Genomic DNA, 25,675 nt, shown 5'->3' on the forward strand with positions numbered 1-25,675 from the left:
CCCAGCCGGACGACCAGGCCGCCGCGTCGGCGGCGCGCGCTCATCCTGCGCCCAGCGGATTGCCGTGCTCACGCCCACCGCAAACCGTTCGGCCGCCGCACGGCACGCCATGCCGCGCGCCATTGCTTCCACCACTCGACGCCGAATGTCCTGCGAGTACGCCATGGCTCACCTCCGGCCATGGTGAACGTATGGCCCGCCCCGTCCGCAAGCTGTGATGACGCGTCTGGCGTGAGCAGTCTGCGTGAACGTATCCGGCCTCGGAGCAAGCTCCCTGCCAAGATGGAGATCCGCGCGGCCCGGGCCTCAAAATCACAGCGGCCTCAGAGGCCGTTCGCTGGGTCAGGCTGCCGTGCCGCCGATCGACTGTCAGGCCATCTCTGTCACCACCTCCCGCAGACCTCCCAGGCCTGGGCAACCGGCTTTGCGCTCGCCCTGGCCGATCTCCTCGTTGCGTCAGGCCGCCGCGGCTGCCGCCTCGTAGCTCCGCCCGCGTGCCAGCACCGCCCATGCAATCCGCGCGAGCTTGTTCGCCAGCGCCACCACTACGGTGTTCTTGTGCGCGCGCTCGAGCAGGCCGCGTAGCCAGACGCCTAGACGCGTCTGGGTCGCCGCCAGCCTTGGCAGCACGGCGCGGGCACCGTGGATCAGATTCTTGCGCAGGTAGCGGCTGCCCCGTTTGGTGATCCCGAGCAGCTTCGGCTTGCCACCCGTCGTGGCCTGCTTCGGCACCAGCCCGAGCCAGGCCGCCAGATCGCGTGCCCGCCCGAACGCACTCGCATCGCCCACCGCCGCAACCAGCGCGGTCGCGTTGATCGGCCCGATACCAGGCACCGTCGCAAGCCGCCGCGCCGCCTCGTCCTGCCGCGCGCTCGCAGCGAACTCCTCGTCGAACTTCCCGATGCGCCGGTCGAGTTCAGCCCATTCCGCCCGCATGTCATTCACCAGCAGACGGACGCGTGGGCTCAGACAGTCGGGCACGTTCTCGTCGCGAGGCGCGTCGACCCAGGCCGCCACGGCGCGGCGCCGCTGCGCCAGCACGATCCCGCGCTCCAGCAGCAGGGCACGCAGCTGGTTGATCAGCGCCGTCCGTTCGGCCACCAGGCGCTCGCGTGCCCGGTGCAGCGCTTGCACGTCAAGCTGCGTCTCGGCCTTCAGCGGAACAAAGCGCATCGTCGGGCGCGTCGCCGCCTCGGCGATCGCCTCCGCGTCCCGGTCGTCGTTCTTCTGCGCCTTCACATACGGCCGGACATACTCCGGCGGCATCAGCCGGACCTGATGTCCGAGCGCCGCCGCGCCGCGGCCGACGTGGTGCGCGCCGCAACATGCTTCCATCGCCACCACACAGGGCGGCAGCTTCGCCAGCAGTGCCAGGACGCCGTCCCGTGTCACCCGACGACGGAACACGACCTGACCGTCCGACGACATGCTCGCAACGCTGCAACTGGTCTTGCCCAGGTCGATCCGGAGTACCGCAACTTCCGACATCGTGGCCTCCTCCTCTCGAGAGAAGCGACCCTATCCCAGGGCGCCTCAGTGAGGGGCGGGCCATCCCATAATCACAAACCAACTCCGCGCCGGAATCCCTCACCGATTCACAGTTCCGGCACGAGGCTCTAGCTTCCGATCAGATGCCCCGCATCCGTTCGCCAGCAGAGCGGCAGTTGCGCCCCGGCTTCGATCCCCTGCGCGTCGCGCCCCGGCAGCCGCGCGCGCAGCGCAACGCCGCCCGCACGTCCGATCACTAGCGCGCTGTCGCCGAACTGCACGATCTCCTCGACGGCCAGCACCAGCCGGTTCGGGACGTGATCGGCCTCGGCCGGCGTCAGCACCTCCGGCCGCAGCAGCAGCAGCGCCTCGCCGCCAGGGAGCGCACGCGCCTCCTCCGGCAGCACGCGTGACAGGCCGAGCCCCTCGACCTCCGCGATCCCCGCTCCTGCATCGACGATGCGCGCCTTCAGGAGGTTGCTGTCCCCGATGAAGCGAGCGACGAATTCCGTGCACGGGCGGAGATAGACATCGAGCGGCGCGGCATCCTGCTGGATCCGCCCGCCCTCGAACACGACGATGCGGTCGGACAGCGCCATCGCCTCGGACTGGTCATGCGTGACGAAGACCGTGGTGACGTGCAGCGCGCGCTGGATCCGCTTGATCTCGAGCTGCATCTGCTCCCGCAGGTTCTTGTCGAGCGCCCCGAGCGGCTCGTCCAGCAACAGCAGGGTGGGGTCGAAGACCAGCGCCCGGGCGAGCGCCACACGCTGCTGCTGGCCGCCGGAAAGCTGGCGAGGATAACGCTCCCCATAGTCGGCCAGGCCCACCAGGGCGAGCATCTCCTTTGCCTTCGCCGCGGCCTGCGCCTTCGGCACGCTCCTCATCAGCAGCGGGAACATCACGTTCTGCAGCGCCGTGCGGTGCGGGAACAGCGCATAGTTCTGGAACACCACGCCGATGCCGCGCTTGTGCGGCGGCACGCCGAACATGGAGACGCCGCCGACGCGCACCTCGCCGCCATCCGGCTGCTCGAAGCCTGCGATGACCATCAGCGTCGTCGTCTTCCCCGACCCCGAGGGCCCGAGGAAGGTCACGAACTCGCCCTCCCGCGCGGTCAGGGACACGCGGTCCAGCGCCTTTCTCTTCCCGTCATAGGACTTGGTCAGTCCCGCAATCTCGAGATAGGCGTCGGTCATGCGCGGGTTCCGGCGCTGCGTCGCAGCATCGCGGCCACTGCCAGCAGCGCGACGACGCCGAACAACAGGGTGGAGACGACGGCGATCACGGGATCGGCCTGCATGCGAATGGAATCGAACATCCGCCGCGGCAGCGTTTCCGTGGCCGCGCCGGAGATGAAGATCGCGACCACCGTCTCGTCGAAGGATTGCACGAAGGCGAAAAGCGCCGCCGCGGCGAAGCCGGGCCACAGCACCGGCACGGTGACGTGCAGGAACGCCTTCCAGGGGGGCGCGCCGAGGCTCATCGCCGCGCGTTCCAGTGTGCGGTCGAAGCCCTTCAGGCTCGCGCTCAGCACGAGGAAGGCGACCGGAACCGACAGCGCGGTATGCGCCAGCACCAGGCCCGGCAGCGTCTGCAGCAGACCCACATCAGCCAGGAAGGCGTAGTAGCCGATCGCGATGACAATGTGCGGCACCACCATGGGCAGCATCAGCAGCAGATTGACCGCGCCCTTGCCGCCGAAGCGATGACGCACCAGCGCGAAGGCCGCCGGTGTGACCAGCGCCATGGTCAGCACCGCCACCAGGCAAGCGACCACCAGGCTGTTGATGGTCGGCTGCGTCCAGCGCGGATCGGCGAAATAGGCGGCATACCAGCGCAGGCTCCAGCCCGGCGGCGGGAATTCCAGCGACACGGCGTCGCTGAACGAGATCGGCACGACCACGAACAGCGGCGCCGCGACGAAGAGAGCCACCAGCCAACCCAGCGCGATCATGCCCCGCCGCATGCTCAGCCCCAGAGCCGATCGAGACCGAACCGGCGATGATAGATGCCGAGCACGACCATGGTGCTGGCCAGCAGCACGACTGACAGCGCCGATGCCTCGCCGAAGGCCAGGAACTCCTCGACCTGATGGCCGATCACGCCGGCGATCATCTGCTCCCGCGGGCTGCCGATCAGCACCGGCGTCACGTAGAAGCCGAGACAGAGCACGAAGACCAGCGTCAGTCCGTTGACGACACCCGGCGCTGCGAGCGGCAGCACGACGTGGCGGAAGACGGAGGCCGGCGCCGCGCCGAGGCTCGCCGCGGAGCGCAGCAGCGCGGGCTCGATCCTGCTGAGGGCGGCATAGAGGCTCAGCACCATGTAGGGGATCAGGATGTGCGTCATCGCCAGCGTCGAGCTGAACCGCGTGAAGAGCAGCTGCGGTGCCGGACCGCCCAGAAGCTTCACCGACAGCCATGCGATCGGCCCCGCATTCCCCAGGATCACCATCCAGGCATAGGTGCGGACCAGGAAGCTGCTCCAGAAGCTCATGGTCACCAGCACCATCAGCAGCGCGGCCATGCGGGGGCTCGCCTCCGCCATGGCATAGGCCAGCGGGAAGCCCAGCAGCAGCGTGCAGGCCGCGACCAGCGCCGCGGTGGCGAAGGTCTGCCACAGCACGCGCAGGAAGAAGGCGTCGCTAATGATGGCGGTGAACTGCCCGAGGCCCGGCTCGGGCTCGGTCACGCTCATCACTAGCACCTGGGCCAGCGGCACGAGGAAGAAGCCCGCGAGGAAGACCAGCAGCGGCAGCAGCAGCAGCCAGGGGCGCAGATCGGCCCTCGCGGCGCCGCCCATGGCGGGCGGCGCGGCCACGCTCATGCGCCGACCCAGCGCTCGAAGCGCGCGGTCACCTGCGCGACGTCGCCGCCGAAATTGTCCATGTCCTGTGTGAACACCTGGCTCTCGAACTGCGGCGCGGTCGGCATGCGCGTCGCTTCGGCCGGGGTAATATAGCGGAAGGCGTTGGGGTTGAGCGGCCCGTAGCCCGCTTCCTTGCAGAACCCCGCCAGGCGCTCCGGCTGGACGGACAGCTCGACGAAGCGCATCGCCAGGTCCTTGCGCGGCGTCCCGCGCGCGACGGCCCAGTAGGCGCTGTCGATCTCGGCATCCTGCCAGGTCATCTTCACGGGCTTGTTGTCGTCGATCAGCTCCAGCACGCGGCCGTGCCAGATCGCGATCATGTCGATCTCGCCGTCGCGCAGCAGCTGTGCGGATTGCTGGCCCTGCGTCCACCACACCCGGATCGCCGGCTTGACGCGGTCGAGCGCGCGGAAGGAACGCTCGATGTCCAAAGGATAGAGCTTGTCGCGCGCGACGCCGTCACCGAGTAGCGCGAGCGGCAGGACGCGCGCGGCGTAGCGCTGCATGCAGCGCGTCCCGGGGAAGCGCGAGAGGTTCCAGAAATCCTGCCAGTTCCTCGGTTCGTCCCCGTACTTCTGCGCGTTCCAGGCCAGCACGGTCGCGAAGGCATGCGAGGCGACGGCATTCATCAGCGTCGCCCCCGGCCAGGACAGCCGCTCCGCGACCGGACCCAGCGGCTCCAGCAGCCGCGCTTGGTGCGCACGGACGAGCTCCGCGAGGCCGAGCGTCGTCACGTCGAATTCATAGGCGCCGCTGCGCACCTGCGCCGCGAGCTTGGCGAAGGACACCGGCGAGACCGGGCGGATCTCCGCACCTGTCTCTCGCGTGAAGGGCTCAAACAGGTGCCGGGCTGCCGCGCGTTCCCACGGCCCGCCCCAGGAATTGACGTACAGCGTCTCGGCGGCATGGAGGCGTCGGAAGGCCGGCATGGAAAGCGCGGCGCCGCCTGCGACGGCGAGCGCGCTGCGTCGTGTCAGTCCCCGCTTCATGTCACGTCTCCTCAACCCCGCGGGCCTGTCGCCCGGTTTCAGTTGGCGTTCGCCTGCGCTGCCGATGTCAGCAGCGAGAAGTCGGTGTCGTCGTCGTTGTCCTTGCGGCCGATCAACGACCCGTCAGGCATGACGATGACAGGCCCGGCATGCCGGCGCGATTCCACGGTATCCGGCGCCAGCGCGGTGTTCGAGAGATGATGCGCGCGCCACCAGATCGCAGCCGGCACCGCCATGCCGTCCCGCAGCGCGCGGGCCAGCAGCGGGTCCACCAGCCCCGGCTTCGTTCCCGCCCGTGGCGCCGGCGCGGCGAACAGCGTCGCGGAGGCCCGCGCGATCCGCAGCCGGCCCGGCGCGACGACGTCGGCGCAGGGCGCGGCGACCTGCGCCGGGCCGACCGCGCCGAAGGCCAGCACGCCCTGTCGGCGGCCGAGGCCGGCGGCGGCGAGCAGTTCCTCCGGATCGCGCAGCTCGCTCGCGGTGACCACGGCGCTGCCATGCAGCGCCACGCCTTCAGCGGCGAGGTCGAGCAGCGAGGGCAGCGCGACCCAGGCATGCTGGCCGCCGCAATCCACCTCGAAGCGGCCGGGCTCCGGCTCCGCCACGCGGATCGCGCGCGGGTCGGCCGCCTTCAGTTCCTCCAGACGCTCCAGCAGCAGCGGCAGCCCGCCGAGGCCGGCGATCGCGGAATACAGCACGACGTCGCGCACCGCCGGGACAAAGGCGAAGGGCAGGGGGGTCAGCAGCAGCAAGCGCTCCACCACCAGGCGGATCTCACGCGGCAGCAGGACCACGGTTTCGCTCATGCCACGGGTTCCGCCGGGTAGAACCAGGGGCCGGTCTCGCCGGCGGCGATGTCGGCGGCGGTCGGCGCGCCGTGCAGCAGGACCCCGCGCAGGTTGCGGTTCAGAAAGTCGCGGGTCTTGTCGATGCCATGGAACGCCGCGTTGAGCAGCTTCACGACCTGTGCCGGCCGGAAATCCTCGGCCATGATGTTGGCGTGCGGCGCGTGGTACAGCAGCCCGCGCAGCCCCTGGATGCGCGCGACCATCAGCCGCAGGTCGGGCCGGTCCATCAACAGCCGCGACACGCGCTGCGAGGCAGGGCGCGCCACGAGTTCGGTTGCCAGTGCCTGGCAGAGCGTCGGGATGTCGAGGCCAAGGTTGTGCGCGCCGGGGGGCAGCTCCTCCACCGGGCCGCGGCGCGGCTCCTCGGCGGTCGCCGACTTGTACCAGACGAAGCGCCTCGCGCCGGCGGCCTCCATGTCGATGGCCAGCGCCCAGGCGTGCTCGTCGTGCAGCAGGCGGCGCAGCTCGCCGCAGCTCATGGCGGGCTCGACGGCGAGCTCTTCGCTGACCACGAGGTTGCCCATCAGCCGGTCGGCATCGTCCGCGACCAGCTCGATCATGAGGGAGAGCAGCGTCTCCACCGTCTCGGGATGCAGCCTTCCCTCGAAGCCGTCGGCCAGCGCGGCGAGCGGGTAGGGCACTGCCTTGCCGTCCACCAGGCCCGTGGCATGCAGCCTGTCCAGCGCGGTGCCGACGGTCTCCAGCTGATCCGCCACTAGCGCGCTGGCGGCGAAGCCTTCGTACATCATGCGGTCCTCGCGCCGGAACCGCGCGGCGCGCGCGACGTCGGCGCGCAGCGCCGCGACACGTGGGTCGCCGGCGCCGACGGGCAGCGCCTTGGCCAGCGCGATCGCTTCTTCCCGCGCGTTGATCCAGGCGTGGAGCAGCCGGGGATGATTGTTGAAGAACAGCATCAGCCCCAGCGCGGAGCCATTGCCCACGCCAATGAAACGTCGGATCGCGGGGTCGAGCCTGACGGCCTTCTCTCGGCCGCGGTGCCGGGCCAGGCACTCCACGAGATCAGCGGCGAATTCGCGCATCAGCACCGCCGTCAGCATCTGCGCTTCCAGTGCCCCCCGCAGAGGGTGGTCGTCCTCATAGGACAGGAAGCTCTTCGTCCCGAAGGTTCCGTTGCCGTCGAGGCCGGTGTTGCGCATGAGGTAGCAGCTCGTCGCCAACGTCGGCATGTCAGGCTGGCGGCCTTCCGCGAGCGCCGCGACGGTGCTGTCGAAGACGCGCATCGAGCGGTTGGAGCGGCACCACACCAGCGTCCGCGGGGTCGCCCGGCCCTGGTACAGCTTCGGCAGTTCCGTCCGCGTCGTCTCGATCGTGGCAGCGTCTGGCGCACCCTCGATCAACGCGCCCTGCATGTCCCAGGCGCGGCCAATGATGCGCCCGGTCCGTCCGGCCCGCTGCGGCGGGACGGAGAAGGCGCAGAACGTGAAGCTGCGCGTTGGCGCGACGATCTCGTACACAGCCGTGCCGCGTGCCTCGGCGTCGATGTCGAAGCGACGCACGACGAAGCGCCAGCCCTCTCGCCAGATCTTCAGGGCGAAGGCACGCGAGACCGACAGCCGGCTCGGCTGGATCGCGGCCAGGCGCTCCGGCCGCATCAGGAAGGCCGCCGGCCGCGGTCGCGGGCGCTCGTGATCGTCGGCGGGCACGGGGCGAATGGCGCTGCTCATCGGCCTTCCAGCATGGCGCTCAGGCGCGCCGCGGCGCGCTTGAGGGGGGCGACCCAGGCATCGGGGTCCAAGCGGGTCTCCGGCCCGACCAGCGACAGGGCCGCGACGCAGCGCCCGGTCTCGTCCAGCACCGGCACGGCGGCGGCGCGGATGCCGAGTATCATGTAGCCCGAGGACACCGCGAGCCCGGTGCGCCGCACCTCTTCGATCACGGCGCGCGACGGCAGGTCGGCCTTCGCCGCGCGCAGGCGTTCCAGCGTCGCGCCATCCGCGAAGGCCACCAGCACGCGGCCGGAGGCCGAGCCCGATAGCGACAGCGAGGCGCCGACTCGAAGCTCCGCGCGCAGGATGCCGGCGGGCTCCACGCGCTGCACGATGCAGGGCTCGATGCCTTCCAGCACGGCGAGGGAGGCGGTTTCCTGCGTCTCCGCGACCAGCGCTTCCAGCAGGTGCATCGCGCGGTCGCCGAGCCCGGCCTGCTCGGCCGCGGCGCGCGCGATGCGGGCGGCGCGCAGCGTCAGGCGATAGCGGCCGTCCTCCACCGGCTCCACCCAGCCTGCGACGACGAGCGTCAGGAGACGCTGGTAGACCGTCGCGCGGCCCTCGCCGAGCTCGGCGGCAATCGCGGAAGGGCGCACACCACCGCGGCGGGCCGCGATGCGGTCCAGCAGGGCGAGGACCTTGAGCGCGGAGGATAGCGGCCTGACGCCCCCTTCACTCTCAGGCGGTATTCTGTCCGAATACATTGTATGCATATTGAATGCATGATCTGCCAGTGGTGGCCAGGGTGTCAACCTGATTTGGAACGCCCGGGCACTCCGCTACGTCCAGAAGGACTCGCCGGGCGCCGACAAGGAATCGAACCGGCTGTTCGCCCCGGAAGGACGGTTCATCTTTTGCACGCAGCTCTACTGGCCGGTGGAGCCGCCCAACCGGTCGATCCTCGCGCCCACGCGGAGCGGGCAGAACTCCGAAAGCCTCGCAGGCAGCCGCCGCGCCGGTCGCGAGTTCCGAGGAGGCGGCCCATGGCTCGTAAGCGCGCTTCGCCCACGAGCGAGCTCGGCAATCATGCCGTCGGCTACTGCCGTCCGCCGGTGCACACGCGGTTCAAGCCCGGGCAGAGTGGCAATCCTGTCGGCCGCCCCAAGGGCGCGACTGATCTGCGCGCGGCATTGGTGAAGGCGCTAAATGAGAAGGTTGTGGTTACCGAGGGCGGCCGCCGACACAAGATCACCAAGGTCGAGGCAGCTGCCAAGCAGTTCGCGAACAAAGCCGCCAGTGGCGATCCGCGTGTACTGCGTCTGCTTCTTCTCGAGATGAGTAAAGCGAGCGGCACCGCTGCATCGACAGACCTGTCGCCACGACCGAGTCTCCCGCCCTGCCGCCTCAGAGACCGGCAATCGACTTCTCGAAGATGACGACCAACCAGCTCAAGACAATCTATGAAGCGATCCTCTTACTCGAGGGCAATGAGAAGGCGCCTCCGCCGCTAATGCCACCCGGTGACCCCGAGGAAGAGCAGAGCTAGCACAGCTTTGGTAGGAATGAGCCGCGGCTGAGCCATTTCGCCCGCCGGCCTGCTTGGTCAAGATGCCGAGATGCCGGCGCGGATCCGGGTGGACCAGGGCTGCCAGTTCACCTCGCGGGAGCTGGACCTATGGGCCTACAGCAATGGCGTGGTGCTGGATTTCAGCCGTCCCGGCAAGCCGACCGACAACGCGCATGCCGAGGCGTTCAATGCGCGGTTCCGGGCTGAGTGCCTGAACGAGCACTGGTTCCTGGACCTGGACGACGCACGGGCGAAGGTGGAAAGCTGGCGCGTCGACTACAACGCGGTGAGACCGCATAGCGCATTGGGTGATAGAACGCCGATGTCGTTGATTTCCGCCCCCAAGCAGCCGCTCGAGGGCGATCGGATGGTCCTGACCCGCTGAACCGGTCCAGCCTGGACGCAATTTTTTCGGGCACTCTGATCCCTGGAGGAGGGTGCCATGAAGCGGAAGCGTTACGCGGATGAGCAGATCGCCTTTGCGCTGAGGCAGGCGGAGAGCGGCACCTCGGTGGACGAGATCTGCCGCAAGATGGGCGTCTCCGAGCCGACGTTCTACCGGTGGAAGAAGCAGTTCGCTGGGATGGGCGTGGCGGAGATCCGTCGGCTGAAGCAGCTCGAGGAGGAGAACGCGAAGCTGAAGCGGCTCGTCGCCGACCTGACGCTCGACAAGACCATGCTGCAGGACGTGCTGCGCCGAAATGTATGGTCCGCCCCGCCTCCGCAAGCCTGAGCTCGGGATGGTCGACGACAGTCCGCGTAAATGTATCCGGCCTCTCGCGAGTGGGCCGCGGTTGCGGCCAGGCCGTGATGAGATCAGCGCGTGCCGTTCCTACAAAGCTGCTACGGGCTCGAGGCCCGCTTTTAGCGACAGGCTTACGGCACGCCAATCGACTGTTTCGTCATCCCCTTCTCAGCCTCGCGAACCCGACCGAGCCCGCTACGCCGAAACGTAGGTGGGATCGGTCCGTCGGTAGAGCGCGCCCGGCCGAGTGAGCACCACCCAGGCGATGCGCGCGATCTTGTTGGCAAGCGCCACGGTCACCTTGTTCACGTGCATGCGCTCCCGCAGGCGGTCGACCCATACTCCGAGCCGGTCGCGAGAGCGGTCGAGGTGCATCACGCAGGACCGGGCGCCGTGGATCAGCAGGCGTCGGATGTAGGCATTGCCGCGCTTGCTGATGCCCAGCAGCGTCGTCTTGCCACCGGTCGAGTGCTGCCGTGGCACGAGGCCGAGCCACGCGGCCAAGTCGCGGGCCTTCTTGAACTGCCTACCATCCCCCGCGGCTGCGACGAGCGCCGTTGCCCCGAGTGGGCCAATGCCGGGGATGGCCGGGCGGATCATTCACGATACGCGCGTGATGTGGCGCTTCTTCACTGAGCCCGAGGCGGAGGCGGGCGAGCGCAGGCTTTACTGGCCTCGCGGCCGCGTGCTCGGTGGTTCCAGCGCGGTGAACGGCATGCTCTGGGTGCGTGGCGATCCCGCGCGCTACGACGAGATCGCCTCCACTGGCTGCCCCGGCTGGGACTGGTCGGCGATTGAGCCAGTAATGCGCCGCATCGAGGATTGGCCCGAGGGCGACCCGGCCTGGCGCGGACGCGGTGGGCCGGTCTCGATCCAGGAGATCGCGCGGAAGGATCCGATGAGCCTGGCCTTCCTCCAGGCTTGCGCCGCCTCGGGCGTCCCCCGGACCCCTGACTACAACGGTCCGCGATTCGAAGGCGCCGCCTGTCTGCAGATGTGCACGCGGCGCGGCGAGCGAGTCAGCGCGGCTGACGCCTATCTCAAGTCGCTCGAGGGGCGGGCCGGCGTTGACCTTCGGCTCGGCGCCGTGGTGAAGCGCGTGCTGTTCGAGGGCAGACGCGCCGTCGGAGTCGAACTCGTCCGAGACGGCGTCCGGGAGGTCTCGCGCTGCGGCGGTGATGTCGTGCTCGCCGCTGGATCGGTGCAGTCGCCGCAGATCCTGGAATTGTCCGGGATCGGCGACGCCGTGCGTCTGCAGGCGCTCGGCGTTCCGTTAGTCCACACCGCCCCCGGTGTAGGCGAGAACCTCCAGGATCACTTTCACGTCCGGATCACCTACCACGCGCAGGGTGTGGTGACCGTCAACGACCTGATGCGGCGGCCCTGGCTGTACGGCCCGCCGGCCTGGCTGGAATACCGGCTCCGGCGCACCGGCCTCTTCGCCAATGTCGCCTCCACCGCGCATGCGCTGGTGCGCAGCACACCTGATCAGCCGAAGCCGGACCTCAAGATCCAGATCCACAAGATCAGCGCGCCCGACCGGATGGGGACGACGCGCGGCAGCGGCCTCGATCCCTTCAGCGGCATTTCCATCGGCCTCTTCCCGATCTATCCGGAATCGCGCGGCTCCGTTCATGCGGCGACGCCGCGCATCGAGGATCCTCCGCGCATCCGGGCCAACTACCTCTCGGCCAAGGCAGACAGGCTGCGGACAGTGCTCGGCATGCGCATGGCACGGACGATCGCGGGGCAGCCGGCCCTGCGGCGCTTCCTGGTGGAGGAAACTCGCCCGGGTCCGGCGTCTGACAGCGATGAGGCGTTGCTCGCGCATGCGCGCCGCATCGGCCAGACCTCCTATCATCCAGTAGGCACCTGCCGCATGGGCACCGACGCGGCCGCCGTCACGGATCCGCTGCTGCGAGTGCGCGGCGTGAGCAACCTGCGTGTCGCCGACGCCTCGGTCTTTCCGTTGATGCCTTCGCCCAACACCAATGCGCCTGCGATCATGGTGGGCGAGCGGGCTGCGGATTTCATCCTGGGACGGAGGACGGCATGACACGGCGCGCATGGCACCGCCTGGTAATGATCTGGCTGCTCCTCGCCGGCTGCAGCGCGCCCGCCGCCGCGCAACGGCCTGACAGTTGGCCAAGCCGTCCCATTACAATCGTGGTCGGTAATCCCCCTGGCGGGCAGGGCGACCTTGTCGGGCGTTACCTCGCCAGTCGCCTTGGCTCGCGCCTAGGCCAGCCGCTGGTCGTGGAGAACCGCCCCGGCGCCAACGCGATCCTCGCCATGGAGCATGTCGCGCGCCAGCCCGGCGACGGCTACACGCTGTTCTATGGCGCGGTGGCCTCTATGGCGGTCAATCCCGCACTGCAGCCGCGGCTCCCGATTGACGTGCTGCGCGACTTCCGGCCTGTCGCGCATCTCGGCGCCGCGCCGCAATGCCTTTTCGTGCATGCAAGCCTGCCCGTGAACAATGCGCGGGAGTTCGTCACATACGCTCGCGCGCGGCCGGGCCAGCTCACCTTCGCCTCCTTTGGCGTCGGCTCCACCTCCCACCTGCAGGGCGAGCTGCTGAAGCAAGTGGCCAACATCGACATGGTGCACGTGCCGTTTCGTGGCTCCCCGCAGGGCATGCAGGAACTCGCGATGCGGCGGGTCGATGCCTTCATCATCGATTTCGTGCCAGCTACGCCCTTCCTGGCGCGGCAAGAGGTGAAATGCCTGGCGATCACAGGCCCGCAGCGCTTCCCTGGAGCGACCGAGGTGCCCACCTTTCAGGAGCAAGGCTTCCCGTTGGAGCTGGTCGGCTGGAACGGCCTCTTTGCGCCTGCCACCACGCCGGCCACAATCGTCGATGCGCTAGCCGCGGAAATCGTCGCCGTCGTTCGTAGCGAGGACGGAAAGGCGAATCTGGCGCGGCTGGGGCTAATGCCGACGGGCCTAGGCCCCTCCGAACTCGGCTCCATCCATCGCCACGACCTGCAGGCATGGACAGAGATCGTGAGGCGCGCTGGCGTCAGCGTGGAATAGCAGGCGATGCGTCTGATCTTCATTCTTTTCGATAGCCTGAACCGCCATGCACTCGGTCCCTACGGCGGGCGCATAGTGCCGACGCCGAACTTCGACCGGCTGGCCGGGCGCAGCGTCACTTTCGACACGCACTACGTCGGCAGCCTGCCCTGCATGCCCGCGCGGCGGGACCTGATGACCGGGCGGTTGAACTTCCTGCATCGCGCCTGGGGGCCGCTGGAACCATTCGACAACGCCTTCCCCGAGATCCTACGCGCGCATGGCGGCACCTACAGCCACCTCGTCACCGATCACTACCACTACTTCGAGGATGGCGGCGTCGGCTTTCATGGCCGCTACTCCTCCTGGGAGTTCTTCCGCGGGCAGGAGAAGGACAAGTGGAAAGGCGTGGTGAAGCTGCCCATCGAGCGCTGGCGCGGGGCCTACCACCCAACCCAGTTCGACGGTCGCACCGATCCGAACGCCAACATGCCCTACTACGTCTCGCGCGAGCATACGCGCGAGGAGGCCGAGTTCCCTCTCGTGCGTTGCACCCAGGCGGCGCTGGAGTTCCTCGAGTCGAACTTCGGCGCAGAGAACTGGCTGCTGCACCTCGAATGCTTCGATCCGCACGAGCCCTTCTTCGCCGCCGAGCGTTTTCGCGATGGCCTGCCGACGAACTACCGCGGCCCAGTGCTAGACTGGCCGCGCTACGGCCGGCCCGGCTATGCGCCGGAAGAGGAAGCGGAACTGCGCGCGAACTACCTCGCTTTGCTTGCCATGTGCGACGACTATCTAGGTCGCGTGCTAGACTGGATGGATGCGCACGACGCCTGGTCTGACACCGCGCTGATCGTCTCCACCGATCACGGGCTGCTGCTCGGCGAGCACGAATACTGGGGCAAGAACCGTCCTCCCTTCTTCGAAGAAGTCGCGCGCATCCCCCTCTTCATCCATCATCCCGATCACATCGCGCACGCCGGCTCGCGCCGCGCGGGACTGACCCAGACGATCGACCTGATGCCGACCATCCTGGAAATCTTCGGAGCGCCGGTGCCGCCGGAAGTCACGGGACGGTCGCTTCTCACGGCGCTAGCCAGTGATGCTCCGGTCCGGCCGGGCGCGCTTTTCGGCCAGTTTGGCGGCGCCGTGAACCTTGCTGACGGCCGCTTCGTCTACATGCGTTATCCCGAAGGCGAAGCATGGCAGATGCCGCTGCACCACTACACCCTGATGCCGGTGCACATGCGCAGCTTCTTCGAACCGGCGGAGCTAGCCGGAGCGGCGCTCGTTGGACCCTTCGGCTTTACCAAGGGCATGCCGGTGCTCAAGCTGCCGCTCGTGCCGGATGCGGCGGCGAACATGATCCATCGCTACCCCCTGCTCGACGCTCGCACCGCGCTGTACGACCTCGCCGCCGATCCGGGGCAACAAGCCGCGCTCAATGCACCGGCAGAGACAGCGCGGCTTGCAGCACTGCTCTGCAACCTAATGGCGGAGCAGGAGGCGCCGGACGAAGCCTTCGCACGGCTCGGGCTGCCGCACATCGGCGCACTCGGTTGACCACGCGTGACGTGACGTCGCGCCGTTCTTACCATCATAGAGAGGCCACACCTCATGCAACGTCGCACGCTGCTCGCCTGCTCGTTTGCCATGTCGCCGCTGGCCGCCCGCAGCAGCCAGGCGCAGAGTTATCCCTCCCGGCCCGTGCGTCTCCTCGTCGGCTTTCCTCCGGGAGGCGGCGTCGACCTCACCGCACGACCACTGGCGCAGCGGCTTTCGGAGCGGCTCGGCCAGCAGTTGGTCGTCGAGAACCGCGGCGGCGCGGGCGGCAACATCGCAATGGACGCCGTGGCGAAGTCGCCTGCGGACGGCTACACGTTGCTTGTGGGCAACGTCGGCATGCTCGCGCTCAACCCTGCACTTTATCGCGATCTTCCCTTCGATACCGTGACCAGCTTCGCGCCGATTGCGCAGATCGTCGCCGTGCCGCTCGCGGTCGCTGTACCGGCGGACCTACCGGCGCATAGCTTGGCGGAGTTCGTCGCGCTGGCGAAGTCGCGTCCCGGCCAGCTCAACATGGGCTCCGGCGGGAATGGCGGCATACCGCATCTTGCCTTCGAACTACTGAAGCGCCGAACGGGAATCGACGTGCAGCATGTGCCTTACCGCGGCAGCGCGCCGGCGCTGCAGGACCTCATCGGCGGGCGGGTGCAGCTGATGGTGGACGGCTACAATCTCATGCGCGGCGCGGCCGAGGCCGGACGCATCCGCGTCATCGCGACGACCGGGCAGCAGCGCCTGCCGGCGCTACCCGACGTGCCCACGGTGGATGAGAGCGTCGCGCCCGACTTCGAGGCGGTCGGCTGGCAGGGCATTCTGGCGCCGGCCGGAACGCCCGAGGCGATTCTCGCGCAGCTCGAGGCGGCCATCGAAGCCGTGCTGCGGGAAGGCGACCTGCCGCGCGTGCTGCTTGACCAGGGGCAGCTTCCCACGTTCCTGCCGCGTGCGCCCTTCGCCGACCTAGTACGGCGTGATCGCGATCAGTGGACGCGGGTTGTGAGAGATGCTGGCGTCACGCTCGACTGACAGCCTACCAGCACGCATGGGCATTGCCTTCGCCAAGTTCAAAAAGCGCCAGGCATCACGGCCGAGGTGATGAAGCGCGTCCGCCAAGGCGAGCCCGCCGGGCAGGGCACGAAAGGGCATACAGCGTGTACCGCCTTGCCGATGCCGGCTGGTCGACGCCGCAGCTTCGTCCCACGACGCGGTCGGGCTCTGGCGGTCTCGACTGCCGACCAGGGAAAGAGATATCGGAGTGGCCGTCGCGCATGTCGCCAGCATCAGCCTTTCAGGCCCAGGCGCTCCACGGCCGGCCCCATCTCCTCCTGGCTTTCGGGGCGAAGCGCTTAGTGCTGGCCGCGAAACAGACGAAGCACGTTCAATTGGCTTCAACTGAACGGCCCTGTCCTTCAGGGCCTGATCGGTACCGTGCTCCGGCGGCACGGCGCCGATTGACGGGTATTCCGCATCCAACTTGGCGCAATGAGACCGGCACCGGCGGGGTTGATCTTAGATCCCTTCGGCGCAATGTAGGTGGAATGGTCCTGACAGCCACGCTTCGTCGTCGGTTCGCTCATGCGGGGTGCCTGATCGCGGGCAACTGACCCCGGGGGCGTGCACGTCTGCACGCCTAAGCCGGGGCCGTATTCCGATCGCGCAGCAATCCCTCAAGGACCTCATTATGACCAGCGCAATTCCGGCGGTTGCGACGGCGCACCGTCCATCGATCATCCTGTCCGAATCCGATCATGACATTCTGGTCGCCCTCGCCGAGCGAGGCGGGCGCCGCTATGCGGATGCGGCCAAGCTGTTGCTGGAGGAGGCAGACCGTGCGGACCTCGTTCCCGCGTGTCGGCTGCCGCGTGACGTCGTCGCCCTTGGCTCCTACGTTCTCTTTGTCGACGAGGCTAGTGGGGTCACTCGGCGCGTCCAGATCGTGATGCCGGCTGAGGCCGATATTGGCCAGGGGCGGATCTCCGTTCTTTCACTTGTTGGAGCCGGGCTGATCGGGTTGCGCCCCGGCCAGGCGATCGACTGGCCAACGCAGCATGGCGTGATGCGCCGACTTCAGGTGCTATCCGTCGAGTAGGGCGGAACGGAGAAGGGCGCCGTATCAGATGATACCGCGCCCTTTCCGCAGGTCGGTGCCGAAGCGCTTCAGGGCGATAGCGCAGGCACGTAGGAAACCTGCGAATTATCGAGAAGCGGAGGCCAGAGGCGGTCGGGCAAGCTCGAAGCAGACAAGTTCGCGTGTATGCGGCGGGGTCGCCGCATACGCGGAAGGAGCTAGACTAAGGTGAGGTCACGGCAACTCCCTTCGTCAGAGATTTTGGGCGCAATGCAATGATGCGGCTGCTCTGTGCAACCGACCTGTCTTCCCGCTCGGACCGCGCTGTGCGCCGGGCGGCGGTGCTGGCGCGAGATGCTGAGGCGGAGTTGGTGTTGCTCTCGGTGGTGGACGACGACCAACCGGAGAAGCTCGTCGCTAAGGAGCGTCTGGAAGTCAGCTCGCTGCTTGCCGAGCAGGTGCGCCGCATGCCTGAGATGCAGGGCCTGCACCCGCGCCTGCGCGTCGAAATCGGTGACGCTTTCGACGCGATCATCCGCATCGCCGATGAGGAAGCGGTGGATCTGATCGTGATGGGCGAGCATCGCAAACGCTTGCTCCTCGACATGTTTGTCGGGACGACCGTTGAGCGTGTGATACGGCGAGGTCGCTGGCCAGTCCTGATGGTGAACCGGCCCGCTGAACGACCTCAGCTACGCGTGCTGGCAGCCATCGACATGTCCGAGCACTCAGCGCAGGCGCTGCGCGCCGCGGTCCGGCTTGGCTTTACAGCGCGCGGCGATCCGACGGTCTTCCATGCCTTCGAGCAGCCAAGCCGAGGAAGCATGATGCTGTCCGATCTCTCGGCCGACGCGATCGCGGAGCAGACAGCGGCGACGGCCGCGCAGACGCAGGAAGAACTCGGCCGATACCTGGCTGGCCTCGACCTCAGTCTGACTCCAGCGATCCTTTTGGAGGAAGGCGCCCCGATGGAGGCTCTCCGGCGCGTCGTGGAGCGCGTCTCGCCTGATCTCGTTGTGATTGGGACCCGAGGACAGGGAACCCTCAGAAGGCTGTTGCTGGGCAGCGTCGCCGAGGAGGCGTTGCGGACACTCGATTGCGACGTCCTGGCCGTGCCGCCGGAAGTCGTGTGATGGGCCACCGCAGCGTTCTCAGTCAGGCGCCCGCACTCGGCATGTGGTCGCCGGCCTTCGGCGGGACCGGCTGGCTACCCTCGATCCGGTCCCGGTAGAGCGCGGCTCGGACCAGCAGCATCAACGTGACCGGCGTTGTGACCACCATCAGTATGGCGATCAGGATCTCATGCAGGACGAAGCGCGTCTGCAGAAGCGAGAAGAATAGCATCGAGGCAGCCAGCACGCAGCCGATGCCAAGCGTGGTGCCGAGCGTCGGCGCGTGGACGCGCTCGTAAAAGGTCCGCAGCCGCAGAAGGCCGAGCGTGCCGATCAGCGCGAGCCCAGCGCCCAGCACCAGCAGCAATGCAATTGGCAGCGCCGCCCAGATCGGAAGGTCGGCGGCCTGCGTCATTCGATCACCTCACCCCGCATGAGGAACTTGGACAGCGCAGCCGTCGCGACGAAGCCGATCAGCGTGATCAGCAGCGCCGCCTCGAAGTAGTGCGGGCTGCCGGTCCGCATGCCGAACACCAGAAGAAGCATGGCGGCAACCACGTAAAGCGCATCCAGCGCGAGGACGCGGTCCTGCGCCCGCGGGCCGATCAACAGGCGCATTGCCGCGCAGCCCATCGCCGCAACCAGCAGCAGCTGCGCCAGCAGGACAGCCGAGGCGAGGAGCGCGGCGCTCATTCGAAGATTTCCATCAGCCGCCTCTCCCATTTCTCCTTGATGGTGCGGACCCATTCCGCCTCGTCCACCAGGTCCAGGACGTGGAGCAGCATGGCGTGCTCCCCGGCGTCGTACTCGGCCCAGACCGTGCCAGGCGTCGCGGTGATGATGCAGGCCAGGGCCGCCAGCCCGTAGGGGTCGCGCATATCGAGCGGGATGCGGACGAAGCCGGAGCGTCGCGTGCCCTCGGTCGCGGGGCTCAGGATGATGCGCGCGACCGCGTAGTTCGACCGCACTACCTCCAGCACCACGTCGCACAGGAGGCCGGGGATGACCGCCACCTGTCGCAGTTGCGCCAGAGGCGGCTTCAGGGACGCGAACGCCCAGGAGCCGCCGACCGCCAAGACGCTACCCAGGAACGCCGTGCCGAGTGAGGCGCTCCCCGACAGAAGCATCCAGGCGACCAACAGGAACAGCGCGAGGAACGAATGCGGGAGGATCCGGTTCATCGCTCGTCCTCCGGCGCCGGCAGCACGGCGCGTATGTAATCCGCCGGTGCGTGCAGCGCCTCCGCGGCCGCGGTCGTGTAGTCCAGCGCTGGCCCGGCCCCTACTGTCAGCCCGACGCAGAGAGCGAGGAGCAGCGCAACGGGCAGGAACTCCAGCACGCTGACGCGCTGCGGCGTTGCGGCCGGGGCGGCCCAGAAGGCATCCATGCCGGCCCGCACCATCGCCAGGACCGTCGCCAGCCCCGATAGGATCAGCGCGGCCGTGACCACCCATGCCAGCGCCGACGGCGCCGCCCCACCCGAGGCGAGCAGCGGCGACAGCATCGCGAACTTGGCCAGAAAGCCGGACAGCGGCGGCAATCCCGCGAGCAGCAGCGCGCATGCCATGAAGGAGATGCCGAGCGTCGCGACGGTGGCCGGGATCGGCACCCCGATGGCGTCCCGCTCCCCGGGCTCGCCATCCTCCTCGTCCTCGCCGCTGCCGAAGGCCGCGCGGGTCACTGCCAGCACATCCGCGCCAATGTCGCGCCCGCGCTCGAAGAGTTCGATCAGCAGGAAGAAGGCACCGATCGCAAGCACCGACCCCGCGAGGTAGAAGAGCGCGCCGCCGGTGACCGCCGCCTTTTCCATGCCGACCGCCGTCAGCAGGGTGCCGGACGAGACGAGCACGCTTGCCCCGGCCAGGCGCGCCAGGTTCTGGCTCGCGAGCACGGCAATCGATCCGAAGGCGATCGTCGCCAGGCCGCCAAGGGTCAACCAGGTCGCGCCGAAGCCCGCGGAGGCGCCGCCCTCGTATCCAAACAGCAGCAGCCAGACGCGCAGCACGGCGTAGATGCCGACCTTGCTGAGGATCGACAGGATCGCTGCCGCGGGCGCGCAGGCTGCGGCGTAGGTGCCGGTGAGCCAGAAGCCGAGCGGCCACATCGCCGCCTTGGTCAGGAACGCGATGCCGAGGACGGCGAGCCCGGCCTCCAGCAGTGCGCGGTCCTCGGGCGCGACGTCCTGCATCCGGAGCGCGAGGTCGGCCATGTTGAGTGTGCCGGCGATGCCGTAGACGACGCTGACGCCGATCAGGAACAGCAGCGAGGCCAGCAGGTTGATGACGATGTATTGCAGGCCCGCCCGCACCCGCGCAGTGCCGGAGCCATGCAACGCCAGTCCGTAGGAGGCGGCGAGCATCACCTCGAAAAAGACGAAGAGGTTGAACAGGTCTCCCGTCAGGAAGGCGCCGTTCAGACCCATGAGCTGGAACTGGAGCATCGGGTGGAACAGCGCCCCTGCGCGGTGCCAGCGCGCGAGCGAGAACACGAAGGCAGCGAAGCCGAGAACGGAAGCGAGCGCCACCATCATCGCCGAGAGCCGGTCCAGCACTAACACGATGCCGAAGGAGGCGGGCCAGTCCCCCAGCCGGTAGATCCGTACTTCCGGCCTGTCCGCCACCACCAGGAGCGACACGGACAGCCCGATCAGCAGGAGTGTCGAGACGAGCCCGAGCGCAACGGTGAGCCGGCGCCGGCGATCGCCTGTCAGCGTCATCGCGGCGCCGGCCAGCATCGGGACGACGATCGGCGCAATAACCACGTGGTCGGTCCAGCCAGTCATCGCTCCCGCTCCCGGCCGTCCACATGGTCGGTCCCGGTGAGGCCCCGTGCCGCGAGCAGCACCACGAGCAGCAGCGCCGTGGTGGCGAAGCCGATGACGATGGCAGTCAGCACCAGCGCCTGCGGGACCGGGTCGGTGTACTGCGCAAGGGTGCCGGCTTCGCGCGGCCGCAAGATGGCGGCGGCGCCGGTGCGCAGCCCGCCGGTCGAGAAGATGAAGAGGTTCACGGCGTAGGACAGCAGCGAGAGGCCGATGGTGACCTGGAAGGTGCGCGGCCGCAGAAGCAGCCAAATGCCGGAGCCCGCGAGGATGCCGATGGCGATCGAGACGACGAGTTCCATCAGATGTCCCCCGCCGTGATGGGCGTGCGCCCGGCCGGCTCCGGCACCGCCGCGCCCGGCGGGATGGCGCGACGGCCCCGCAAGGACTGATGGGCGAGGGCCACGAGCATCAGCAGGGTCGCGCCCACCACCAGCGCGAAGACGCCCAGATCGAAGAGCAGGGCGCTGGCGGTTGGCACGGCACCAATGACAGGGATCTCGAGATAGCCAAAGTAGGAGGTCATGAACGGGCGGCTGAAGAGCCAGGCCGCGAGCCCGGTTCCGGCAGCCAGAAGCAGGCCCACTCCGATCCAGACCCGCGGGCGCAGCCAGGCGAGCCGGTTCTCGGTCCATTCCGTGCCGCCGATCATGTATTGCAGGATCACGGCGATCGCGACGACCATGCCGGCGGAGAAGCCACCGCCTGGCAGGTCATGGCCGCGCAGCAGCAGGAAGGCGGCCACCAGCAGCATGACGGGGAACAGCACCCGCGTCAGGGTGAAGGGCACCAGTAGCCAGTCAGCCGGTTGCTGCCTGCCCGAGAGCGGGCGCTCGCTGCGGGCTTGGTCAATTTGCTGGGCCGGTGGGTCCATGCTCTCGGGCGCGGGGCGGAAGCGACGCAGCAACGCGAAGGTGGCGAGCGCCACCGTTGCAACGACGAAGATCTCGCCCAGGGTGTCGAAGCCGCGGAAGTCCACCAAGACGACGTTCACGACGTTGGTGCCACCACCTTCGGTGTAGGCCCGCGCCAGGAAGTCGAGCGCCAGCAGGTCGGGCGGGGTTCGCGTCATGACCCCGTATGAGAGCGCTGCCAGGCCGCCGCCGGCGCCGATGGCGATGGCGAGGTCGCGGATCCGCCGCGTGCGCGTCAGCACCTCCGGCCCGACCCCACCGGCAATGTGCAATCGCTTCGGCAGCCACCTGAGGCCGAGCAGCAGCAGCACGGTGGTGACGACCTCGACCGTGAGCTGGGTTAGCGCGAGGTCAGGGGCGGAGGACCAGACGAAGGTGATGCACGCTGCAAGCCCGGCGCCGCCCATCAGGATCAGCGCGGCGAGGCGATGGAATTTGGCCTTCCATGCGGCACCAAGCGCGCAGGCGCCGCCTGCCGTCCAGACCAGGGCGAGCACCGGATCCACCGGCGAGGACGGCAGGTTGCCCGGCCCGAGGCCGCGCAGCCACACCGCCGCGCCGGCGGCAAGGACGGCGGTGACGACGATCAGCCGCAACTGGGGTTGGAGCCGACGCGTGCTGAGCATTCCCTCCACCCGCCGGGCCAGGCGCCAAGAGAGGAAGACCATCGTACGTTCGAAGATGCGCTTTCCGTCCAGGCGGCGGAGCACCGGCTCCCCCTCAATCCCGCTGCACAGCCGCTTTTGCAGCAGCAGGTAGAGTGCCGCGCCCCCGGCCAGGGCGACGAGGCTCATGAGGAGCGGCAGGTTGAAACCGTGCCAGACAGCAAGGCTGTAATAGGGCACCTCGCTGCCCAGGATGGAGCGCACCGCAAGGTCCAGGAAGGGGCCTACCGTCGCAGCCGGCAGCACGCCGACGCCGATGCAGGTCAGCACCAGGATCTCGACGGGGAACCGCATCCACGTGGCTGGCTCGTGAGGCGTGCGCGGCAGGTCCACCGGGTCGGGGCCGAAGAAGGCGCCATGGATGAAGCGGAGCGAGTAGGTCACGCTGAACGCGCTGCCCAGCATGGCTGCGAATGGCAGGATGTTCGTCAGCCCAAGCGGCGTCTCGGCCGAGAGCGCCTCGGCAAAGAACATCTCCTTGGAGATGAAGCCGTTCAGTAGCGGCACGCCGGCCATCGCCGCTGCCGCGACCAGGGCGAGCCGGGCAGTGAAGGGCATGGAACGGTTCAGCCCCGACAGGCGCCTGATGTCGCGCGTGCCGGTCTCGTGGTCGATGATGCCTGCCGCCATGAACAGCGAAGCCTTGAAGCCCGCGTGGTTCAGGATGTGGAACACCGCCGCGACCAGCGCCAGCTCGCTGTTCAGTCCGAGCAGCAAGGTGATCAGCCCGAGATGGCTGATCGTCGAATAGGCCAGCAGGCCCTTCAGGTCGTTCTGGAAGATGGCGACATAGGCGCCGAGCAGCATCGTCACCAGCCCGGCCGTGCCGACGATCAGGAACCAGGCGTCGGTCCCGGCCAGCACCGGCCAGAGCCGCGCCATCAGGAAGACGCCGGCCTTCACCAGCGTCGCCGAATGGAGATAGGCCGAGACGGGGGTCGGTGCCGCCATGGCGTTGGGCAGCCAGAAATGGAACGGGAACTGCGCGCTCTTGGTCAGGGCACCGAGCAGGATAAGGACCAGCGCCGGGACGTACAGCGGGTGCTCCCGGATCCTGTCGCCAGCAGCGAGCACCGTGTCCAGATCGTAGCTGCCGACGATGTGGCCTAACACGAGCACGCCGACGAACTGCGCGAGCCCGCCGGTGGCGGTGACCGTGAGCGCCATGCGCGCGCCTTCGCGTGCGGCAGTCGTGTGGTACCAGTATCCGATGAGCAGGAAGGAGAAGAGGCTCGTCAGCTCCCAGAAGAAGGCGAGCTGCACCAGGTTGCCCGAGACGACCACGCCCGTCATCGCGCCCATGAAGGCGAGCAGGAAGGCGAAGAACCGGGGCACCGGATCGTCCTCGGCCATGTAGTAGCGCGCATAGAGGACGACGAGCGCGCCGATACCCGTCACGAGCCCTGCGAAGAGCCAGGCGAAGCCGTCCATTCGCAGCGTGAAGTTCAGCCCGAGCGCAGGCATCCAGGCGAATTCGGCCCGAAGCACGCCGCCGGTCGAGACGGTTGGATAGGCGACCCAGACGAGCAGCAGGCCGACCAGCGCCACGCCGCCGGCAAGCGCGGCCGCGGCGTTGCGGGCATGGGTGGGCAGTAGCCCGGCAACAACGGAGCCGACGAAGGGCAGCGCGACCAGCGCAACAAGAAGCGGAGCGTCCGTCATCACCAGCCCTCAGCACCTGTTGTGGGCAGGCCGCCCACTTGCTCGCCGGGCCGTCACGTCGCCTCCGGGGACATGCCGTCGTCCGACGTTGGCGGACCGGAGAGCAGTGCGATCACCTCGTCGGGCGTCTGCGCGGACCGTAGGCGTCGCAGAACCTGCGATTCGCGCAGGACGCGGCACGTCTCGGCGAGGGTGGGCAGGAAGCCTTCGGGCGACTCCCGCGGCCAGAGCACGAGGATGACGAGGTCCACCGGCTCGTCGTCCCGCGCCTCGTAATCCACTGGGCGCGACAGGCGCGCGAAGAGGGCGACGGGATGAGGGTCACCCTCGACCTGGGCATGCGGGAGGGCCACGCCGCGGCCAAGTGCCGTCGAGCCCAGGTCCTCCCGGGCCTGCAGCGCTTGCAATATCTCGCTCGCTGGCCGGTCCAGCCGCTTGCCCGCCTCCGCTGCCAGCATCTGCAGGACGCCCCGCTTCGTCGTGGCACCGAGGTTCAGGAAAACGTCTGTGCCGGCGAGGTACTCAGCGATCCCCATCGTTGTCTCCCGTAAGAGCGCGTGTTGCCGGCCCGAGCGCTCGGGTCAACCCGCCGGTCGCTCGCGGCACTCTGGTCCGGAACAGGGGCGCTTGGAGCGACCGAGGGTTCCCCCTGGGGGGCGTCTGGGGGAACTCGCAGTCGACGCGCCCCGTTCAGCGCGCGGTTTCTCTGCTTCTGTTCTCGAGCCCGCTGCAGGGGGCACGCTGTGATAGCGCACTCAAGCCGAAAGGTGTGGGTCCCGGGTGCTCTGCTCGCGGTTGCCGCTTTGGCAGCCCTTGTTCTGATGGGATCTCGCCGTTCCCGGCGAGGTGAGACGGCCAGGCCAGCCAAAGTCCGCCGTGGTTCGACGCGGCATATGACCGAGATCCGTTCGGCTGGACCGGCGGCGATGCGCTCGCCGCCGCAAGAGCCTTGGGACAAGGTGGACGAAGCGTCGGACGGCTCGTTTCCGGCAAGCGATCCGCCTGGCTATTACGCCCTCCGGGCTTGACCCTGACCGGCATGGAACCCGCTATCCTGCTGGTCCGGGTGCTCGACCTGGTCGGGACCTTTGTCTTTGCGATCAGTGGGGCGGCGCTGGGCGTGCAGCGGGGCTTCGACCTGTTCGGTGTCCTGGTGCTCGCCTTCGTCACGGCCGTGTTCGGCGGCATCACCCGGGACCTCCTGATCGGCGCTGTCCCGCCCGTCTCTGTTGCCAGTTGGCAAAACCTGCCCTGGCTGTGACAGCTGGCCTCCTCACCTTCCGCCTCTCTAGGCTGTTCGACCGCTTGCAGCACCCCGTTTTGCTCTTTGACGCGGCCGGGCTCGGGGTCTTCGCCGTGGCCGGGACCCAGAAGGCATTGGACTACGGGATCAACTGGCCAGCCGTCCTGGGCATGGTGAGCGGCATCGGCGGCGGCATGGTGAGGGATGTCCTGACGGCGCAGGTTCCAACGGTGCTTCGTGCGGACATCTACGCCGTTGCTGCGCTGGCAGGCGCGGTGGTCGTGGTCGCAGGCGCCGAACTCGGGCTGTCACCAACAGCCGCTAGTCTGGCCGGGATTGCCTTCTGCGTCTTCCTTCGCATCGTGGCGATCTACCGCGGCTGGAAGCTGCCTGTGGCTGGATCGGAAGCATCGTAGCGGGGAAGGTCCGAGAAGGGT

26 protein-coding genes and 2 pseudogenes are annotated in these 25,675 nt (G+C 68.4%); 11 read left to right on the forward strand and 17 right to left on the reverse strand.

The features are described 5' to 3' along the window. The 9 genes from ACLF3M_RS33935 to ACLF3M_RS33975 form a co-directional block, all read right to left on the reverse strand. Positions 1–165, reverse strand: a 165-nt coding sequence (locus ACLF3M_RS33935) for an IS630 transposase-related protein (protein WP_430661477.1), incomplete at its 3' end; no start/stop codon positions are given. Positions 166–456: 291 nt separating this feature from the next. After that, positions 457–1,488 carry an IS110 family transposase gene (locus ACLF3M_RS33940; RefSeq protein WP_430661452.1) on the reverse strand — a complete coding sequence of 344 codons (1,032 nt, stop codon included), beginning with the start codon at positions 1,486–1,488 and terminating at the stop codon, positions 457–459. A gap of 128 nt (positions 1,489–1,616) precedes the next feature. After that, positions 1,617–2,687, reverse strand: a complete 1,071-nt coding sequence (locus ACLF3M_RS33945; protein WP_430661453.1) for an ABC transporter ATP-binding protein — start codon at positions 2,685–2,687, stop codon at positions 1,617–1,619. Further along, positions 2,684–3,445: an ABC transporter permease gene (locus ACLF3M_RS33950; RefSeq protein ID WP_430661454.1), complete on the reverse strand. Its 762-nt coding sequence runs from the start codon at positions 3,443–3,445 to the stop codon at positions 2,684–2,686. The genes ACLF3M_RS33945 and ACLF3M_RS33950 overlap by 4 nt, the downstream gene beginning before the upstream one ends. 14 nt (positions 3,446–3,459) lie before the next feature. Next, complete coding sequence (locus ACLF3M_RS33955; RefSeq protein ID WP_430661455.1) at positions 3,460–4,317, reverse strand: ABC transporter permease; 858 nt, start codon at positions 4,315–4,317, stop codon at positions 3,460–3,462. Next, positions 4,314–5,348, reverse strand: coding sequence for an ABC transporter substrate-binding protein (locus ACLF3M_RS33960; protein ID WP_430661456.1), 1,035 nt, complete (start codon positions 5,346–5,348; stop codon positions 4,314–4,316). The genes ACLF3M_RS33955 and ACLF3M_RS33960 overlap by 4 nt, the downstream gene beginning before the upstream one ends. A 38-nt stretch (positions 5,349–5,386) precedes the next feature. Then, complete coding sequence (locus ACLF3M_RS33965) at positions 5,387–6,154, reverse strand: hypothetical protein (protein ID WP_430661457.1); 768 nt, start codon at positions 6,152–6,154, stop codon at positions 5,387–5,389. Further along, positions 6,151–7,881: a hypothetical protein gene (locus ACLF3M_RS33970; RefSeq protein ID WP_430661458.1), complete on the reverse strand. Its 1,731-nt coding sequence runs from the start codon at positions 7,879–7,881 to the stop codon at positions 6,151–6,153. Before ACLF3M_RS33970 ends, ACLF3M_RS33965 begins: the two co-directional genes overlap by 4 nt. Continuing rightward, positions 7,878–8,627: an IclR family transcriptional regulator gene (locus tag ACLF3M_RS33975; protein WP_430661459.1), complete on the reverse strand. Its 750-nt coding sequence runs from the start codon at positions 8,625–8,627 to the stop codon at positions 7,878–7,880. The genes ACLF3M_RS33970 and ACLF3M_RS33975 overlap by 4 nt, the downstream gene beginning before the upstream one ends. Positions 8,628–8,906: 279 nt before the next feature. On the opposite strand from ACLF3M_RS33975, the gene ACLF3M_RS33980 reads away from it, so the two are divergent. The 3 genes and pseudogenes from ACLF3M_RS33980 to ACLF3M_RS33990 form a co-directional block, all read left to right on the forward strand. After that, positions 8,907–9,299, forward strand: coding sequence for a DUF5681 domain-containing protein (locus tag ACLF3M_RS33980; RefSeq protein ID WP_430661460.1), 393 nt, complete (start codon positions 8,907–8,909; stop codon positions 9,297–9,299). A 183-nt stretch (positions 9,300–9,482) separates the two neighbouring features. Then, positions 9,483–9,815 (forward strand): annotated as a pseudogene (locus ACLF3M_RS33985) (integrase core domain-containing protein); the annotation flags it as partial. Positions 9,816–9,872: 57 nt separating this feature from the next. Further along, positions 9,873–10,130: pseudogene (locus ACLF3M_RS33990) on the forward strand (transposase); the annotation flags it as partial. 240 nt (positions 10,131–10,370) lie between these two features. Here the strand turns inward: ACLF3M_RS33990 and ACLF3M_RS33995 are convergent. Continuing rightward, complete coding sequence (locus tag ACLF3M_RS33995) at positions 10,371–10,775, reverse strand: transposase (protein ID WP_430661461.1); 405 nt, start codon at positions 10,773–10,775, stop codon at positions 10,371–10,373. On the opposite strand from ACLF3M_RS33995, the gene ACLF3M_RS34000 reads away from it, so the two are divergent. From ACLF3M_RS34000 to ACLF3M_RS34025, 6 genes are all read left to right on the forward strand, one after another. Beyond that, positions 10,759–12,231, forward strand: coding sequence for a GMC family oxidoreductase (locus ACLF3M_RS34000; protein ID WP_430661462.1), 1,473 nt, complete (start codon positions 10,759–10,761; stop codon positions 12,229–12,231). The genes ACLF3M_RS33995 and ACLF3M_RS34000 overlap by 17 nt on opposite strands. A 26-nt stretch (positions 12,232–12,257) precedes the next feature. Continuing rightward, a complete protein-coding gene (locus tag ACLF3M_RS34005; protein ID WP_430661463.1) occupies positions 12,258–13,211 on the forward strand; it encodes a Bug family tripartite tricarboxylate transporter substrate binding protein in 954 nt (317 codons plus the stop codon). 6 nt (positions 13,212–13,217) lie between these two features. Further along, on the forward strand, positions 13,218–14,753 hold the full coding sequence (locus ACLF3M_RS34010) for a sulfatase (RefSeq protein WP_430661464.1): 1,536 nt from the start codon (positions 13,218–13,220) through the stop codon (positions 14,751–14,753). A gap of 54 nt (positions 14,754–14,807) precedes the next feature. Next, positions 14,808–15,779 carry a Bug family tripartite tricarboxylate transporter substrate binding protein gene (locus tag ACLF3M_RS34015; RefSeq protein ID WP_430661465.1) on the forward strand — a complete coding sequence of 324 codons (972 nt, stop codon included), beginning with the start codon at positions 14,808–14,810 and terminating at the stop codon, positions 15,777–15,779. Positions 15,780–16,434: 655 nt separating this feature from the next. Beyond that, the gene (gene rnk, locus ACLF3M_RS34020; RefSeq protein WP_430661466.1) at positions 16,435–16,842 is read left to right on the forward strand and encodes a nucleoside diphosphate kinase regulator; all 408 of its coding nucleotides are present in this window, start codon (positions 16,435–16,437) and stop codon (positions 16,840–16,842) included. 254 nt (positions 16,843–17,096) lie between these two features. Then, positions 17,097–17,954, forward strand: coding sequence for a universal stress protein (locus ACLF3M_RS34025; protein WP_430661467.1), 858 nt, complete (start codon positions 17,097–17,099; stop codon positions 17,952–17,954). A gap of 22 nt (positions 17,955–17,976) precedes the next feature. Here the strand turns inward: ACLF3M_RS34025 and mnhG are convergent, their stop codons facing one another. From mnhG to ACLF3M_RS34060, 7 genes are read right to left on the reverse strand one after another with little or no spacing between them, the layout of a single operon-like run. Further along, on the reverse strand, positions 17,977–18,348 hold the full coding sequence (mnhG, locus tag ACLF3M_RS34030) for a monovalent cation/H(+) antiporter subunit G (RefSeq protein ID WP_430661468.1): 372 nt from the start codon (positions 18,346–18,348) through the stop codon (positions 17,977–17,979). Next, complete coding sequence (locus ACLF3M_RS34035) at positions 18,345–18,626, reverse strand: K+/H+ antiporter subunit F (RefSeq protein WP_430661469.1); 282 nt, start codon at positions 18,624–18,626, stop codon at positions 18,345–18,347. The genes mnhG and ACLF3M_RS34035 overlap by 4 nt, the downstream gene beginning before the upstream one ends. Further along, positions 18,623–19,114 carry a Na+/H+ antiporter subunit E gene (locus ACLF3M_RS34040; protein WP_430661470.1) on the reverse strand — a complete coding sequence of 164 codons (492 nt, stop codon included), beginning with the start codon at positions 19,112–19,114 and terminating at the stop codon, positions 18,623–18,625. Before ACLF3M_RS34040 ends, ACLF3M_RS34035 begins: the two co-directional genes overlap by 4 nt. Then, entirely contained in the window at positions 19,111–20,715 is a 1,605-nt protein-coding gene (locus ACLF3M_RS34045) for a monovalent cation/H+ antiporter subunit D (RefSeq protein ID WP_430661471.1), read from the reverse strand. The genes ACLF3M_RS34040 and ACLF3M_RS34045 overlap by 4 nt, the downstream gene beginning before the upstream one ends. Then, on the reverse strand, positions 20,712–21,056 hold the full coding sequence (locus tag ACLF3M_RS34050; protein WP_430661472.1) for a Na+/H+ antiporter subunit C: 345 nt from the start codon (positions 21,054–21,056) through the stop codon (positions 20,712–20,714). Before ACLF3M_RS34050 ends, ACLF3M_RS34045 begins: the two co-directional genes overlap by 4 nt. After that, positions 21,056–23,995, reverse strand: a complete 2,940-nt coding sequence (locus ACLF3M_RS34055; protein WP_430661473.1) for a monovalent cation/H+ antiporter subunit A — start codon at positions 23,993–23,995, stop codon at positions 21,056–21,058. The genes ACLF3M_RS34050 and ACLF3M_RS34055 overlap by 1 nt, the downstream gene beginning before the upstream one ends. Before the next feature lie 53 nt (positions 23,996–24,048). After that, positions 24,049–24,531 (reverse strand): PTS sugar transporter subunit IIA, encoded by a 483-nt coding sequence (locus ACLF3M_RS34060; protein WP_430661474.1) that lies wholly within the window; start codon positions 24,529–24,531, stop codon positions 24,049–24,051. Positions 24,532–25,019: 488 nt separating this feature from the next. Between ACLF3M_RS34060 and ACLF3M_RS34065 the strand changes: the two genes are divergently transcribed. Beyond that, positions 25,020–25,256 (forward strand): trimeric intracellular cation channel family protein, encoded by a 237-nt coding sequence (locus ACLF3M_RS34065; protein WP_430661475.1) that lies wholly within the window; start codon positions 25,020–25,022, stop codon positions 25,254–25,256. Then, on the forward strand, positions 25,253–25,654 hold the full coding sequence (locus ACLF3M_RS34070; RefSeq protein ID WP_430661476.1) for a trimeric intracellular cation channel family protein: 402 nt from the start codon (positions 25,253–25,255) through the stop codon (positions 25,652–25,654). The genes ACLF3M_RS34065 and ACLF3M_RS34070 overlap by 4 nt, the downstream gene beginning before the upstream one ends. Positions 25,655–25,675: the final 21 nt, after the last annotated feature.

The sequence above is a fragment of the Falsiroseomonas sp. HW251 genome, from assembly GCF_050563545.1.
Taxonomy (GTDB): Bacteria; Pseudomonadota; Alphaproteobacteria; order Acetobacterales; family Acetobacteraceae; genus Falsiroseomonas.

Coding starts and splice junctions, on each gene's coding strand:
- ACLF3M_RS34010 (WP_430661464.1), top strand. CDS start 13,218: ATGCGTCTGATCTTCATTCTTTTCGATAGCCTGAACCGCCATGCACTC.
- rnk (WP_430661466.1), top strand. CDS start 16,435: ATGACCAGCGCAATTCCGGCGGTTGCGACGGCGCACCGTCCATCGATC.
- ACLF3M_RS34055 (WP_430661473.1), bottom strand. CDS start 23,995: ATGACGGACGCTCCGCTTCTTGTTGCGCTGGTCGCGCTGCCCTTCGTC.
- ACLF3M_RS34005 (WP_430661463.1), top strand. CDS start 12,258: ATGATCTGGCTGCTCCTCGCCGGCTGCAGCGCGCCCGCCGCCGCGCAA.
- ACLF3M_RS34015 (WP_430661465.1), top strand. CDS start 14,808: ATGCAACGTCGCACGCTGCTCGCCTGCTCGTTTGCCATGTCGCCGCTG.
- ACLF3M_RS34060 (WP_430661474.1), bottom strand. CDS start 24,531: ATGGGGATCGCTGAGTACCTCGCCGGCACAGACGTTTTCCTGAACCTC.
- ACLF3M_RS33995 (WP_430661461.1), bottom strand. CDS start 10,775: ATGATCCGCCCGGCCATCCCCGGCATTGGCCCACTCGGGGCAACGGCG.
- ACLF3M_RS33970 (WP_430661458.1), bottom strand. CDS start 7,881: ATGAGCAGCGCCATTCGCCCCGTGCCCGCCGACGATCACGAGCGCCCG.
- ACLF3M_RS33975 (WP_430661459.1), bottom strand. CDS start 8,627: ATGTATTCGGACAGAATACCGCCTGAGAGTGAAGGGGGCGTCAGGCCG.
- ACLF3M_RS34050 (WP_430661472.1), bottom strand. CDS start 21,056: ATGGAACTCGTCGTCTCGATCGCCATCGGCATCCTCGCGGGCTCCGGC.
- ACLF3M_RS34035 (WP_430661469.1), bottom strand. CDS start 18,626: ATGAGCGCCGCGCTCCTCGCCTCGGCTGTCCTGCTGGCGCAGCTGCTG.
- ACLF3M_RS33940 (WP_430661452.1), bottom strand. CDS start 1,488: ATGTCGGAAGTTGCGGTACTCCGGATCGACCTGGGCAAGACCAGTTGC.
- ACLF3M_RS34045 (WP_430661471.1), bottom strand. CDS start 20,715: ATGACTGGCTGGACCGACCACGTGGTTATTGCGCCGATCGTCGTCCCG.
- ACLF3M_RS33980 (WP_430661460.1), top strand. CDS start 8,907: ATGGCTCGTAAGCGCGCTTCGCCCACGAGCGAGCTCGGCAATCATGCC.
- ACLF3M_RS34000 (WP_430661462.1), top strand. CDS start 10,759: ATGGCCGGGCGGATCATTCACGATACGCGCGTGATGTGGCGCTTCTTC.
- ACLF3M_RS33950 (WP_430661454.1), bottom strand. CDS start 3,445: ATGATCGCGCTGGGTTGGCTGGTGGCTCTCTTCGTCGCGGCGCCGCTG.
- ACLF3M_RS34040 (WP_430661470.1), bottom strand. CDS start 19,114: ATGAACCGGATCCTCCCGCATTCGTTCCTCGCGCTGTTCCTGTTGGTC.
- ACLF3M_RS33960 (WP_430661456.1), bottom strand. CDS start 5,348: ATGAAGCGGGGACTGACACGACGCAGCGCGCTCGCCGTCGCAGGCGGC.
- ACLF3M_RS33955 (WP_430661455.1), bottom strand. CDS start 4,317: ATGAGCGTGGCCGCGCCGCCCGCCATGGGCGGCGCCGCGAGGGCCGAT.
- ACLF3M_RS34025 (WP_430661467.1), top strand. CDS start 17,097: ATGATGCGGCTGCTCTGTGCAACCGACCTGTCTTCCCGCTCGGACCGC.
- mnhG (WP_430661468.1), bottom strand. CDS start 18,348: ATGACGCAGGCCGCCGACCTTCCGATCTGGGCGGCGCTGCCAATTGCA.
- ACLF3M_RS33945 (WP_430661453.1), bottom strand. CDS start 2,687: ATGACCGACGCCTATCTCGAGATTGCGGGACTGACCAAGTCCTATGAC.
- ACLF3M_RS33965 (WP_430661457.1), bottom strand. CDS start 6,154: ATGAGCGAAACCGTGGTCCTGCTGCCGCGTGAGATCCGCCTGGTGGTG.